This window comes from Acinetobacter dispersus (genome assembly GCF_009884975.1).
Classification (GTDB): Bacteria; Pseudomonadota; Gammaproteobacteria; order Pseudomonadales; family Moraxellaceae; genus Acinetobacter; species Acinetobacter dispersus.
Genome location: NZ_CP041970.1, coordinates 3,678,750 through 3,692,196, shown reverse-complemented (window position 1 = coordinate 3,692,196; position 13,447 = coordinate 3,678,750). Strand labels below are relative to the sequence as shown.

The 13,447-nt window shown below is 42.3% G+C and carries 14 protein-coding genes; 1 reads left to right on the top strand and 13 read right to left on the bottom strand.

Features of this window, described 5'->3' with window-relative positions:
* On the top strand, positions 1-969 hold the full coding sequence (gene secF, locus FPL17_RS17085) for a protein translocase subunit SecF (RefSeq protein ID WP_005208876.1): 969 nt from the start codon (positions 1-3) through the stop codon (positions 967-969).
* Between the two features lie 65 nt (positions 970-1,034).
* Here secF and FPL17_RS17080 read toward each other — a convergent pair whose 3' ends face one another.
* The 13 genes from FPL17_RS17080 to FPL17_RS17020 form a co-directional block, all read right to left on the bottom strand.
* The gene (locus tag FPL17_RS17080) at positions 1,035-1,697 is read right to left on the bottom strand and encodes a 4'-phosphopantetheinyl transferase family protein (RefSeq protein ID WP_159886371.1); all 663 of its coding nucleotides are present in this window, start codon (positions 1,695-1,697) and stop codon (positions 1,035-1,037) included.
* Between the two features lie 61 nt (positions 1,698-1,758).
* Positions 1,759-3,168, bottom strand: coding sequence for a ribosome biogenesis GTPase Der (gene der, locus FPL17_RS17075; RefSeq protein ID WP_004652520.1), 1,410 nt, complete (start codon positions 3,166-3,168; stop codon positions 1,759-1,761).
* A 174-nt stretch (positions 3,169-3,342) separates the two neighbouring features.
* Positions 3,343-4,485: an outer membrane protein assembly factor BamB gene (bamB, locus tag FPL17_RS17070; RefSeq protein ID WP_151716928.1), complete on the bottom strand. Its 1,143-nt coding sequence runs from the start codon at positions 4,483-4,485 to the stop codon at positions 3,343-3,345.
* A complete protein-coding gene (locus FPL17_RS17065; protein ID WP_005193190.1) occupies positions 4,485-5,183 on the bottom strand; it encodes a YfgM family protein in 699 nt (232 codons plus the stop codon). The genes bamB and FPL17_RS17065 overlap by 1 nt, the downstream gene beginning before the upstream one ends.
* 29 nt (positions 5,184-5,212) lie before the next feature.
* Positions 5,213-6,505 (bottom strand): histidine--tRNA ligase, encoded by a 1,293-nt coding sequence (gene hisS / locus FPL17_RS17060; RefSeq protein ID WP_159886369.1) that lies wholly within the window; start codon positions 6,503-6,505, stop codon positions 5,213-5,215.
* Positions 6,502-7,617 carry a flavodoxin-dependent (E)-4-hydroxy-3-methylbut-2-enyl-diphosphate synthase gene (gene ispG, locus FPL17_RS17055; RefSeq protein ID WP_005193196.1) on the bottom strand — a complete coding sequence of 372 codons (1,116 nt, stop codon included), beginning with the start codon at positions 7,615-7,617 and terminating at the stop codon, positions 6,502-6,504. The genes hisS and ispG overlap by 4 nt, the downstream gene beginning before the upstream one ends.
* A 22-nt stretch (positions 7,618-7,639) precedes the next feature.
* Positions 7,640-8,437 (bottom strand): helix-turn-helix domain-containing protein, encoded by a 798-nt coding sequence (locus FPL17_RS17050; protein ID WP_159886367.1) that lies wholly within the window; start codon positions 8,435-8,437, stop codon positions 7,640-7,642.
* Positions 8,428-9,234 carry a type IV pilus biogenesis/stability protein PilW gene (pilW, locus tag FPL17_RS17045; RefSeq protein ID WP_151716930.1) on the bottom strand — a complete coding sequence of 269 codons (807 nt, stop codon included), beginning with the start codon at positions 9,232-9,234 and terminating at the stop codon, positions 8,428-8,430. The genes FPL17_RS17050 and pilW overlap by 10 nt, the downstream gene beginning before the upstream one ends.
* 17 nt (positions 9,235-9,251) lie before the next feature.
* Positions 9,252-10,487 (bottom strand): dual-specificity RNA methyltransferase RlmN, encoded by a 1,236-nt coding sequence (gene rlmN, locus FPL17_RS17040; protein ID WP_005193201.1) that lies wholly within the window; start codon positions 10,485-10,487, stop codon positions 9,252-9,254.
* Positions 10,488-10,608: 121 nt separating this feature from the next.
* Positions 10,609-11,040, bottom strand: coding sequence for a nucleoside-diphosphate kinase (gene ndk / locus FPL17_RS17035; RefSeq protein ID WP_004652531.1), 432 nt, complete (start codon positions 11,038-11,040; stop codon positions 10,609-10,611).
* Positions 11,041-11,147: 107 nt separating this feature from the next.
* Positions 11,148-11,348, bottom strand: a complete 201-nt coding sequence (gene iscX, locus FPL17_RS17030; protein WP_004652532.1) for a Fe-S cluster assembly protein IscX — start codon at positions 11,346-11,348, stop codon at positions 11,148-11,150.
* A gap of 96 nt (positions 11,349-11,444) precedes the next feature.
* Positions 11,445-11,996, bottom strand: a complete 552-nt coding sequence (locus FPL17_RS17025; RefSeq protein WP_159886365.1) for a phosphatase PAP2 family protein — start codon at positions 11,994-11,996, stop codon at positions 11,445-11,447.
* A 37-nt stretch (positions 11,997-12,033) separates the two neighbouring features.
* Positions 12,034-13,305, bottom strand: coding sequence for a glycosyltransferase family 4 protein (locus FPL17_RS17020; protein ID WP_159886916.1), 1,272 nt, complete (start codon positions 13,303-13,305; stop codon positions 12,034-12,036).
* Positions 13,306-13,447: the final 142 nt, after the last annotated feature.

The window sequence follows — 13,447 nt, the reverse complement described above, 5'->3', positions numbered from 1 at the left end:
ATGACTGATCTGACTCAACAAGACTCAAAGCAATACGGTCGCCCAGATGATCTAAAAATCATCCCGTTTATGAAGATTGCCACACCTGCGGCCATCTTCTCGATCCTGATTACCATTGCCAGTATCTTTTTTATCGTAACCAAAGGCCTGAATCTCGGTTTAGACTTTACTGGCGGTATCTCAGCTGAATTGAACTATAAGCAAGGGGTTCAACCTGCTCAAGTGGTTCAAGCACTGGATCGCGCAGGCTTTAAAGATGCTGTGGTGCAAACTTTAGGAAGTAGTACTGACCTCATCGTACGTATGCCAGTACAAGAAGACCTGAATGTTGAAGATCTTAGCAATAGCATCACTAAAGCGGTTCAATTACCAAATAACACAGTAGAAGTTCACAAAGTGGACTCTGTCGGTGGTGCGGTTGGTAATGAGCTCTATGTACGCTCTGCGGGTGCTGTTGCACTGGCATTGATCTTAATGTTGATCTACGTCACCATTCGCTTTGAGTTTAAAATGGCTGTCGGTGCTGTAATGTCATTATTCCATGACATTATCATCATTTTTGGTGCTTTTGCGCTGTTCCAATGGCCTTTCGACTTAACAGTTTTAGCTGCAGTACTTGCCGTGATTGGTTTCTCGCTCAACGATAACATCGTTGTATCGGATCGTATCCGTGAGAACTTCCGTAAGATTCGTGGTGCAAGCCCTCGTGAAATCGTAGATATTGCGCTGACAGAAACCTTACGTCGTACCATTCACACCTCTATGACCTTATTACTCGTGGTCCTTGCCATGATGTTCTTAGGCGGTGATGGCTTACACTGGTTCTCTATGGCAATGTTTGTCGGTATCTTTGTCGGTACCTACTCATCGATCTATATCGGTACAGCATTCGCATTATGGCGTGGTCTGAACCGTCAGGACTTTATTGTTCAAGTTAAACCTGAATTTGAAGAAGAAGAGATTCCTTAAATCAGTTCTTCTTTAGATTAAAAAAATGCCAGCGAAATGCTGGCATTTTTTATGTTAGTACAAGATTATTTATACATATGCTGAATAATCTGAATCTGTGGAAACTGAAAACCACGACAAGATTGCTCAGCTCGCCACGCTACGGTCAGCACAATATTTTGATTAAGAATAAAATTCTGATAAGCAAAACTTCCAATCAAAGGATGAGAACACATTCCCCCATAATTAGATGGATGGACTTGGGTATTTAAACTATTCAGATCCAAACGAATACCTAAACCTGAAGCTTTTAATACCGCCTCTTTAGTGGTCCAGACCCGCAGCCAATATTCTGGGTCCTGATCTTGCTGCTGCCAAGTTTGGTATTCCTCGGGATGAAATGCATGTTGTGCCAAGGCATCAAAGCGCACTTTCCGATCGAGTTCTTCGACATCTATACCAATATCTTTTACCCGCTCACTCATGGCCAAGGCATAATATTGCTGGCTATGAGTATGATTAAAATGTAAGGCATGCGAACTTAAAAAAGGCTTGCCATGTTCATGTTTGGCAAAAATCAATTTATCTATGCAGCAATCCAGTTGATGGGAAAGCAACTGATTACGTCGGGCCTGAATCTGCTGTTTTTTATAATGATTAAAGCTTCTTAAATCAGCAAAATCTGTTTTATTCTTTTCAAGCAGTTGAGCCAATGCCTGAACATGGATTTCAATTTCACGTGTCGTCATTGGCTTAACTCCCTATAAAAAAGCCCAAAGCAAAGTTTGGGCTTTTGGCATCAAGATCAGCTTAACGCTTGAATTTCTTTTCTGCTTTTTTGAATTTCTGTACATAACGACGTTTACGTGCTGCCACACGTTCATCCACTTGCGACTTACGCCCCTCAAATGGGTTGTCCGATGTTTTAAAATCAACACGAACTGGCGTTCCTTCAAGTTTATAAACCTTACGGAACACATTCTCCAAATAACGACGATAATCCGCAGGTGTCTTATCTACCTTGTTACCATGAATCACGATAGTTGGTGGATTTTGTCCACCCATATGCGCATAACGCATTTTAATTCGTTTACCACCAATCATCGGCGGTTGGTGCGCTTCAGTCGCATCATTTAAGATTTGAGTGAGTTTCGCAGGAGAAACTTTTAAGTGTGATGAATCATAAGCACGATGGATGGTTGGGTACATTTCCCCTACGCCAGTACCATGCAATGCCGAAATTAAATGTACTTTCGCCCAAGGAATAAAGTCAAAACGACGGTCTACATCCAACTTACATTGCTTACGATCATACTCGGTCATGTTGTCCCATTTGTTGATCGCAATCACCATGGCACGACCAGCTTCAAGCGCATAACCAATCAAATGTAAATCTTGTTCGACCACCCCTTCACGGGCATCCAGCACCACCACAATCACATGTGCATCTTTAATCGCTTGTAGTGTTTTCACAATTGAGAATTTCTCAATCATTTCCTCTACTTTACCTTTACGACGTACACCAGCTGTGTCAATCAAAGTATATTGACGACCATCACGTTCAAACGGGATGTAAATCGAATCACGCGTTGTTCCGGGTTGGTCAAATGCAACCACACGGTCTTCACCCAACAGGCGGTTAACCAAGGTTGATTTACCGACATTCGGACGACCAATAATCGCTAAACGTAAACCTGTTGCTTTGTCATGCTCTTCTGGATTTTCATCTTCTGGAACTTCAGCCAAGACATCTTCAAGCATTTGCTGTACGCCACGGCCGTGACTTGCAGCAACTTGTAAGGGTTCCCCCATACCGAGCTTGTAGAATTCAACTAAAGCAGCCTCGGCATGAACACCGTCCACTTTATTGGCAACCAAGTAAACTTTCTTACCGAGTGTACGTAGTTCACGTGCGATTTGCTCGTCTGATGCCAATAGGCCAGCACGCGCGTCCACAACAAAAACAATGATGTCTGCTTCATGAATCGCAGTTTTCGACTGTTCAGCCATGTACGAATCAATACCACCTTCATTCTCACCGATACCACCGGTATCTACGACAATGAATGACTTATTCTGAAAAACAGCATCACCATATTTACGGTCACGGGTTAAACCAGCAAAATCGGCAACCAAAGCATCACGACTTTTGGTGATTTGGTTAAATAGCGTTGATTTTCCGACGTTTGGTCGACCAATGAGCGCAATAACGGGTTTCATAAATTAACCTTAATTCAGACGAGCCATCATTGATGACATCGTATCAGAAACTGTAGGGAAGATTTTGGTGATCAAATGATCATAATAAAAATTCGGGGATTTGTCTGACAAATACCCCGAAGAATTTGTTAAAAGTGCAATTCGCTGTTTTAATTTTACCACATTTAGGAAAAATTAACGATTCTGCCAGATGCTTAATGCACCTTTACGCGTTGCAACATAAAGTTGATTATCAATCACGCGCAATGAACGTACTTCACCACTGGTTTTAGCACGGCCGATTAGCTTACCTGAGGCTGGATTAATCAGATGAATCACACCATCCAAATCACCTACAACAAGGTTTTGTCCTAGCATTACAGGATTGCTGAGCTTACGATTCAGCAATTCTTCATTTTGCCAAACCAACTCACCAGTTGCCAAGTTATACGCATTCAACTTGCCATCTGTTGTCGTAACAAAGACTTTATCATCTGCAACTTCAGCACTATTGGTACTGCTTGCATCTTCGCTCCACACGACACGTTGTGTTGCAAGATCAGTCACAGTCACTTGGCCTTGGAAGCTCGTCGTCACTAGATATTGTCCTGAAACCACCGGATCACCAACCACATCCACCAAACGTTGAATGTCTGAACGACCTTCACTGATTGCAACACGGCGTTGGAAACGTGGCACACCGCTAATGATATCCAAAGCATAGATATAGGCATTTGCAGAGCCAATCAACACAGTACGCTCGTCTAAACGAACAGGTGCTGGTTGCCCACGCAAACTGAATTGTACATTCGGGAGCTTATATGCCCAAACTTGTTGTCCTGTCACAGCATCATGCGCAAACACTGTACCATCATTAGCAATGGTAATTACGCGACCAGACTGAATCAGTGATGGCGACAAAATTGCCCCAGACAATTTCGCTGTCCATTTTTGTTCACCAGTCGCTTGGTCTAAAGCAAATAACTGACCTTTGCGATTACCACTGACTACAATCCCCTCACCCGCTTCTACACCAGCAGTGAGTTCTTGTTTGGTAATTTTACTTTTCCAGAGACGTTCTTTACCTTTGTAAGCAGACACCTGACCATCTGGGTCAATCGCAAAAACCACACCATTGTCGGTATCCAACTGCAAGCGTAAAGCTTCAGCAGCATCAGTCGACGAAACACTTTGTGAAAACACAAGGTTTAAGTTTTGTTCTTGCGTGATTTTTGGCAATGGATTTGGTTTTACTTCTTTTACTTTATTGCTTGAACAACCAACCAATAAAGCTGAAGCAATTGCAATTGCCAAAGGTAGTTTTAGTTTATTCTGCATTAAGACTCATCCACTTTGGTATCTAAGATCGGGCGCTCAAAATCAGGATCATCTACTAAAACGCCAACACTTTCGAGTTTAATTTGTAAAAGCTGACGCTCTTGTTTACGTTCGAGCAAGTTATCCCATGCACTTTGATACGCTTTACGTGCAGATGCGTTGTCTTTTTTCGCAACAAAGATATCACCGCGCAGCTCTTCTGCTGTTGCTTTGAACGCTGGATCAGTCACCGTTGATAAGGTTTTCAAAGCTTCATCATATTTGCTTTGCGCCAATTGTGTATCCGCTAAACGTATTTTAACAATTTGCAGCAAACCAGCATCTTTTACCTTCGCATTTTCAACTTTCTTCAAGGCTTTTTCAGCTGCAGCATAGTCTTGCTTATCGTAAGCAAGTTTCGCCATAATAAATTGTGTTTGAATTGCTTGAGCAGAGTCAGCATCATCTTTTACAATTTTATCAGCTGTTTCAGATAAGCTGGCAAAGGCATTTGGTTGACCCGACGCCGCTTTTGCCTCATCCATCAACTTCTGTACCTTTGCTGTTTGGTTCTGGGCTTCAGCAAGGTTTTTCTTTTGCCAGTATTCCCATCCGAAAAAGGCAATCAAGGCAATGAGAATTCCGCTAATCATTGCAGAACCATATTTTTTGGCAAACGACTTTAAACTGTCGAGTTGTTCTTCATCACTTAGACTCATGTGATTGTCCTTTTCCTAAACTTTGCAATTTATTGTTTAAATTTTTCGATAAAGAATGGTGTCAGTTCAGCTAAGGCTACTTGAGACTGTTCAGCCGTTGCAAGTTGCTTCACTAATAGCTGCTGAGATTCCCACTCACGCTCACCCAAAATAACCGCATAGGTTGCACCAGACTGATCCGCCTTCTTCATTTGGCTTTTCATGCTGCCCTGAGATCCAGTTTTCAAACGAATCGTGCTATTTGCCGCTTCCAATTGGTCACGAATTTGCTCTGCCAAGACTAGCGCTTTAGCTTGATAAGCAGGTTCAGCTAACAAGAAGATTTCGCAATCACGAACATCTTTGGTTTGTTCAACTTGCTCAAGCAACAGTAGAAAACGTTCCATACCCATCGCAAAACCAACTGCAGGTACCGACTGATCAGCCTTACCTTTCAACTGGCCAACCAAACCATCATAGCGACCACCCGCACAAACTGTACCTTGTGAACCCAACATTGTGGTGGTCCATTCAAATACAGTTTTGTTGTAGTAGTCCAAACCACGCACTAACTTTTGGTTAATCACAAATTCAATGCCAGCATCGCTTAAATATTGCTGCAATTGCTGAAAGTGATTGATTGAATCTTCTTTGAGGAAATCATGCAACTTCGGTGCATTTTCCAAAATCTTTTGCGTCGATTCAATCTTAGAATCCAAAATACGTAATGGATTGGTGGTTAAACGACGTTGTGAGTCTTCATCCAACGCATCTTTGTGTTGGTTTAGAAACTCAACTAATGCTGCACGGTATTCTGCACGCTCATCGGTTTCACCCAAGGTATTCAACTCAAGTTGAACCTTGTCAGCAATACCCATATGCTTCCACAAACGCGCTGTGAGTAAAATTAACTCTGCATCGATATCTGGCGTTGCCACCCCAAAAGTTTCTACACCAAACTGGTGGAACTGACGGTAACGGCCCTTTTGCGGTTTTTCATAGCGGAACATTGGTCCCATATACCACACACGCGGCGTCGCACCACGCAACAAATTATGTTCAAGTAAAGCGCGTACACAACCTGCCGTCCCTTCTGGACGTAAGGTCAATGATTCAGGCGGATTACCTTTGTCGAAAAAGGTATACATTTCTTTTTCAACGATATCGGTCGCATCACCAATAGCACGTTTAAATAAACCTGTCTGCTCGACAATCGGCAAACGGATTTGTTGATAACCATACGCATCCATCAGAGATGCAAGTTGTTGTTCCAGACTTCTCCAAGCCGCAGTTTGCGTTGGAAGGATGTCATTAAAACCTTTGATAGCGACGATTGAACTCATGATGAACTACGAATAATTTCTTTAGATTTTGCTTCTTCAAGCTCTTGAACACGTTGACGAACCATTGTTTCAATTTCATCAACCAACTGATTTGTGTCGATCAAATGGCTCTTTTCACCATTACGATAGACCAATGAACGAGGAGATGCTCCTACAATCCCGATATCTGCCTCTTTGGCTTCACCAGGACCATTCACTTTACACCCGATCACAGATAAATCCATCGGGGTCCGGATATCTTCTAAACGCTCTTCCAATGCTTGCATCACTTGAATCACATTGAATTCTTGGCGTGAGCAGCTTGGGCAAGCAATAAAGTTAATTCCATTTGAGCGCAAGCCCAACGATTTTAAAATATCAAAACCAATTTTAATTTCATCTTCTGGTTCAGCTGCAAGCGAGATACGCATGGTATCGCCAATGCCTTCCATCAACAATCCACCCAGTGCGATGGCTGATTTCACCGTACCAGTACGGTAAATACCAGCTTCGGTTACGCCAAGGTGTAACGGATTATCAATCTGCTGAGACAGTAAGCGGTAGGCATCCATGGTTAAAAACACATTCGATGCTTTTACACTGACTTTGAACTCATGAAAGTCCAAACGATCAAGAATATCAATATGACGCATAGCAGACTCAAGCAAAGCTTGTCCTGTTGGCTCGCCATATTTCACTTGTAAATCTTTTTCTAACGAACCCGCATTCACACCAATACGAATCGAAATGCCATGATGTTTTGCCGCAGCAACCACCTCACGTACTTTCTGATCTGAACCGATATTGCCTGGGTTAATACGCAAACAATCTGCGCCGTAATCAGCAACAGCAAGTGCAATACGATGATCAAAATGAATATCCGCAACTAAAGGAACAGTCACACGTTTACGAATTGCACCAAACGCCTCTGCCGCTTCCATCGAAGGAACAGAAACGCGCATGATATCTGCACCTGCATCTGCACAGCGCTGGATTTGCGCGACAGTTGCATCGACATCACAGGTTTCAGTATTCGTCATACTTTGAACACTGATCGGGGCATCACCACCGACATACACCGAACCGACGCGAATTTTACGTGTTGGACGGCGTTTAATTGGGTTCACAATCATCGTATAGCTCTACTCTTTGGCATTAACGAGACAAACGGAATTCTGCTTTTCCATTAACTGTATAAGGAGACAATGAAATTTGCTCCTGATTTAAAGTCAATGCTACTGCTGTCGCATCATCTAAACGGATTTGAAATGGTGATTCACCACTTAAAGTCAATGTCGATGCTTGGCGACCTGTTGCCAATACTTTACCTGTTGCATCTACGATATGCACAGAGGTCGGACGGTTAAAACTCAACACCAATTGGTCACCAGATGTTGCAGTCGTGGTCGTCCCACTCATAGGTAGAATTTGAACGTCAGAACTCTTGATCTTCGGCACATCTTCATCATCTTTATGGCTTGATGTCCAGTTTTGAACCGCCATAACCGCTAACCAAGCCAATACGCCAACCGCAACCACGATCGCAATACGCTTTAACCAAATACGGTTACGCACGCTTTTCGAACCAGACAATTTCCCCATAATTTTAATCGGAGAATTATTCAAGGCATGACTGGCTTTAAGTCCAGTATCGTTGGCATAGATTTCATCAAAACGCTGAATGATCGCACTAGCATCTGCATTTAAATGCTTTGCATAAGCACGATAATAGCCTTTGATAAACGTGGCTTCAGGTAATGATTTATAGTCGTCTTGCTCTAATGCTGTCAATGTTTTGACAGGCATATTCAATACGTTTGCAATCTCATCAATTTCTTTCTTTTGTGCAATACGAATTTGACGCAAATACTCACCAGGTCGTTGAATATTTCCTAACGTTGACGCTGGCGAGGTTGAGCCAGTTGGCTGATGTGAATTTGGATTTATTTCCATACGGCCTCAGTACTGTACTGTAATTGCAAATAACGTTGATATTCTGGACTATCAGGAAATAGCGCACGTAGTTGATTGACTAACACTTGCATTCCTAATTGATCCGCATTCGCTCGAGCAATGCGTAGACCAATCCAAAGCGCGCGAGCACCTTGGTTTTTCTGTCCCACGTTACGAACATATTGTTCGTATAGTTGTGCAGCATCTCTATTATTTTGTTGCAAATAGAAAATTTCCGCCAACTCTAACATTGAAATGGTTGCGTTTCGATTCGCTTGTAGCGCTTGTTTGAATGATTTTTCAGCATTCGCAACATCGCCCAATTTCAAATAGATTCGCCCTAGGTTTTCCAACGACTGAAAACGTTGTTCATAGCCTAAAGTTGCACCCGCACGGGTAAATTGCTCAATGGCGTCATTATAACGTTGCTGTTGATACAAATATGTACCGTAATTATTACGCGCTTGAGCATTATCAGGTTCTGAGGAAATTGCACGCTTAAAATAAGCTTCTGCTTTTTCCATATTAGTCTTGCTACCTTCTTGTTGCAGCAAAATCCCCATCATCATGTTGGCATTGGCATCACGGGAATCAATCTTTAAAGCTTGGTCAAGTGAACGCTTAGCTGCATCTAAATCACGATTACGAATATACTCTGCCGCAAGTTGAGTACGGACTTGCACTGCTTTTTCTGGATCTTTTTTTAATGTTGTAGAGGGTGTTTGACATGCTGTTAGGCCAAGTAAAGTAAACCCAACAGCTGTCGCAATAATCGTTTTTGGTCGAGTGGTATTCAACGCCTTTTCCCCAAGTATTATCCTTGTGTGCGCAAAATTTCTTGTTGTTGCGCCACTTTCTTTTTCCATTGTTCAGCACGACGAGTACGGTCAGCAACCTGTCCTACCAATTGTCCACACGCTGCATCTATATCATCACCACGTGTCTGACGAATCGTACACACAAATCCAGCATCCGACAAAGTTTTTTGGAAAGCAATAATACGGTTACGGCTCGACCGACCATACGGTGCATGCGGGAACGGGTTAAATGGAATAAGATTGATCTTACTCGGTAAGTTTTTCAATAATTTTAAAAGTTGTTGTGCATGCTCAGGCTTGTCATTAACACCGTCTAACATCACATATTCGATCGTGACATGGCGACGTGAGCTTTCATTGCCATCTTTAGCAAGATAACGTTGGCAAGCAGCAATTAACTGCTGTAATGGATATTTTTTATTGATTGGAACAAGTTCGTTCCGCAATTCATCATTTGGTGCATGTAGTGAAATTGCCAAAGCGACATCGATATCTTGCGCCAGTTGATCAATTTTCGGTACGACACCTGAAGTCGATAAGGTGACACGGCGTTTCGACATGCCATAAGCAAAGTCATCCAGCATTAACTGCATAGAACTGAGTACAGCATCATAGTTGAGTAAAGGTTCACCCATACCCATCATCACCACATTGGTCACGGTACGTTCGCGTTCAGCAACAGGCACCTCTTCCATATAGGAATAGTTCGCCATCCACAATTGACCGATAATTTCAGCTGGGGTTAAATCACGTTGAAAACCTTGCTTGCCTGTAGAACAGAATGAACAATCCAATGCACAGCCCACTTGTGATGAAATACACAAGGTTTTACGCGCACCTGTTTTATCTTCCGCAGGAATCAATACAGTTTCAACCAATGACCCTTCACCATCTCCAACACGGAACACCCACTTACGGGTTCCATCTTTAGAGTAGTTACGATGCACCACATCAGGTGCTTTAATTTCACAAATTTTTTCCAGTTTCTCTCGTAATTTGCCTGAGATATTGCTCATCTCAGCAAAATCAGTCACAAAATATTGATGAATCCATTTCATGACCTGACCCGCACGAAATTTCTTTTCGCCTAAGTCTTCGAAGAATTTTTCTAATTCAGCTCGAGACATGCCAAGTAAATTTACTTTTTTCTCGACAGCATGAACGACAGGTGTAGAAACAGACTGTTGTTTTTCATCTAAATTTTCTGATGAAACGACCACTGCAGAACTCATGTACATTTACCTAAACAATATCAGCGCTAAAAACCGCTGTGCATAATTCGCACAACGCAATCTATAAAAAATAAAAAACCAGATAAGTAGTATACCACTTATCTGGTTTGAATACTTTGGATTAACGAGTGCGTGGGCAAATCTCGTTATCAGCAAAGAAGTAAGCGATTTCACGCTCAGCAGAAGCAACTGAGTCAGAACCGTGAGCAGCATTTTCGTCGATGCTTACAGCGAAGTCAGCGCGGATTGTACCTGGAGCAGCTTCTTTAGGGTTTGTCGCACCTAAGATTTCGCGGTGAGCAAGAACTGCGTTTTCGCCTTCAAGAACTGAAACAACAACTGGACCAGAAGTCATGAATGCAACTAAGTCAGCAAAGAAACCACGTTCTTTGTGCTCAGCATAGAAACCTTCAGCATCAGCTTGAGAAAGGTGTTTCATTTTAGTTGCAACAATTTTCAAACCTGATTTTTCGAAACGAGCAAAGATGTCGCCGATGTGGTTTTTAGAAACTGCATCTGGTTTTACGATAGATAAAGTACGTTCAATCGCCATGATTGACTCCTATTATGGTTTAAACTAAAAAATTTGCCGCATTATACCGATGTCATCGCTAATAATCAGCTTGAATATGCAAAACTTAAGCGTTTTCTGACGAATTTTTAACGAACTTCATCTAGCCATGCCATTTGAATGGCTTCAAGCAAACCTTCAGTTGACTTATTTGGGTCATCACTAAAGTCAGGCAAAGCACAAACCCATGCATGTAAATCGGTAAAACGGATCCATTGTGGATCCACATCTGGATGTGCTTCGGTGAGTTCAATCGCAATATCAATCGTATCTGTCCAACGTAAGCCCATATGACAACCTAAATAAATATGTGTAATTGAGCGTACTTTAACAAATCATGCAATTTAAGGGATAGTGCTCTATTGCGAAATTCAGCATAAAACACCTTACAATGCGATATTAAAGCTAGGTGCCAGCAAAATAATAGCACTGGCAACTGATGCACCAATCATCGCACCCACAATCACATCACTCGGATAATGCAGACCCAAGACCATACGTGACAAGGCGACCAGAATAGTAAAAGGCAGCATCAAGATCAGCAACAAAGGTTGGATATAGCCCAGCGTGATGGTCACCATCACTGCATGTAAAGTATGACCTGATGGAAAACTAAAATGATCCAGTGCCCTTTCACCCAAGACAATCACTTGATGCACCTGATAAGGTCTTGGACGTGTGGTTTTATTTTTCAAAAATTTATAGATCAAGGTTCCGACAGAACCCGCAGCAATCACATACAAAATTTGCACACCATATGCCAAACCTTGCATTGCCCAAACTGACAACAACATGACATACCAAAATGGTCCATCCCCCAAACGACTGATCGTTTTAAAAAATAAAGCGACTCGCTGCGAATGGGAGAGATGATTAAGGTAGACACACCCTTTTAAATCTAAATCAAGTATTTTTATTTTTGCATTTTGAAGATTCATACTTTTTCTCCTCTTATGAGAATACTTTAAGTCGTGGTCATGGGAGACTCCTCACGACTTGATATAGTGCTTGTTCTAATTGTTGTACTGGAAATTGCCAGCTACTTTGTTGCACACTTTCACTGGCCAATAAGCCCATCTGTCTCAATTGTGGTAGTGCAGGTAGTTGGCAAATCGACTGAATTAAATGATCTGTTTGACCTAATGGAGTCAACCACCCTGTAACATTCGGTTTGACGTGTTGATGGGCGCAGACATAATCATAAGCCACCACCGCTAAGCCGCTGGCAATTGCTTCTAAGACTACATTTCCAAAAGTATCGGCTTGACTAGCAAAGGCAAACACATCGGCACTGGCATACGCGGCTGAAAGTTCACGACCACTCAGACTGCCCATAAAAATAATGTCATCCGATTGTGCCATCTTGCCTAGACGGGCGCGATCTGGGCCATCACCGACAATTACAAACTTCACATTTTTACCTTGTTGTGCTTGTAAGGCATGAAAGCTTTTAATCAGCACATCGACTTCTTTTTCGGGTGATAAACGTCCAACATACAACATCACTCGGGTATCGGCATCGACACCCCATTGTTGACGGAGTGGTTGTGAACGGTGCTGAGGCGAAAATTTCTCAGTATCCACACCACGACCAACCACCACCAATGGGCAAGTCACACCAAAGCCACGTAAAGCTTGTTCGGTATATTGACTCGGCACACAAGTCACATCAGTACTGTTATGAAACCAAGTCAAATAACGTTGAATCGGCTTAACCAAGAAAGCCAAGTCAAAGAAGCGACTAAAATCATGAAAGGCTGAATGAAAACCACTGGAGACGGCTATTTTTCTCGATTTTGCCGCTTGTAGTGCAGTCAAGCCCAACGGTCCTTCGGTCACAATATGCACCACATCTGGGGCGAACTTTTCAAAGGCTTTCGAGACCTTGAGATATTGTGGCCAACCAAACTGAATACTTGGATATTTAGGAATCGGTTGAGACATGACCAGACATTCTTGTTCTGGATGAAATTCGGTACAGACTGCTTTTTGGGTTGGTCGTACCAATAAAATTTTATGTCCAAGTCGTTGTAGACCTTGGCACAATTGCATCATCGACAGCGCCACACCATTGATTTCTGGTGGCCATGTTTCAGTCACAATGGCAATTCGGAGACGAGGACGAACGAGATCGCGAAGCTCAGACAATTCATCTTGTTTATTTTTGGGGTGTTTCCTTTTAAAGTAAAATTTAAAATTTTCAGGAAACTCTTGCTTGAATAGAGATGTCGCGTATGTACTCTGCATATCGCCATCCATTTGTGTCGTTATTTTCATGCTTTCAGCTTAAAAGCATTTTTTGACACTTTAATGATCAGTGTATGACAGTTTTTTGACAGTCTTAAAATAAAAAATGCCCGAGTTCAGTATGAAAATGGGCATTTAAAAG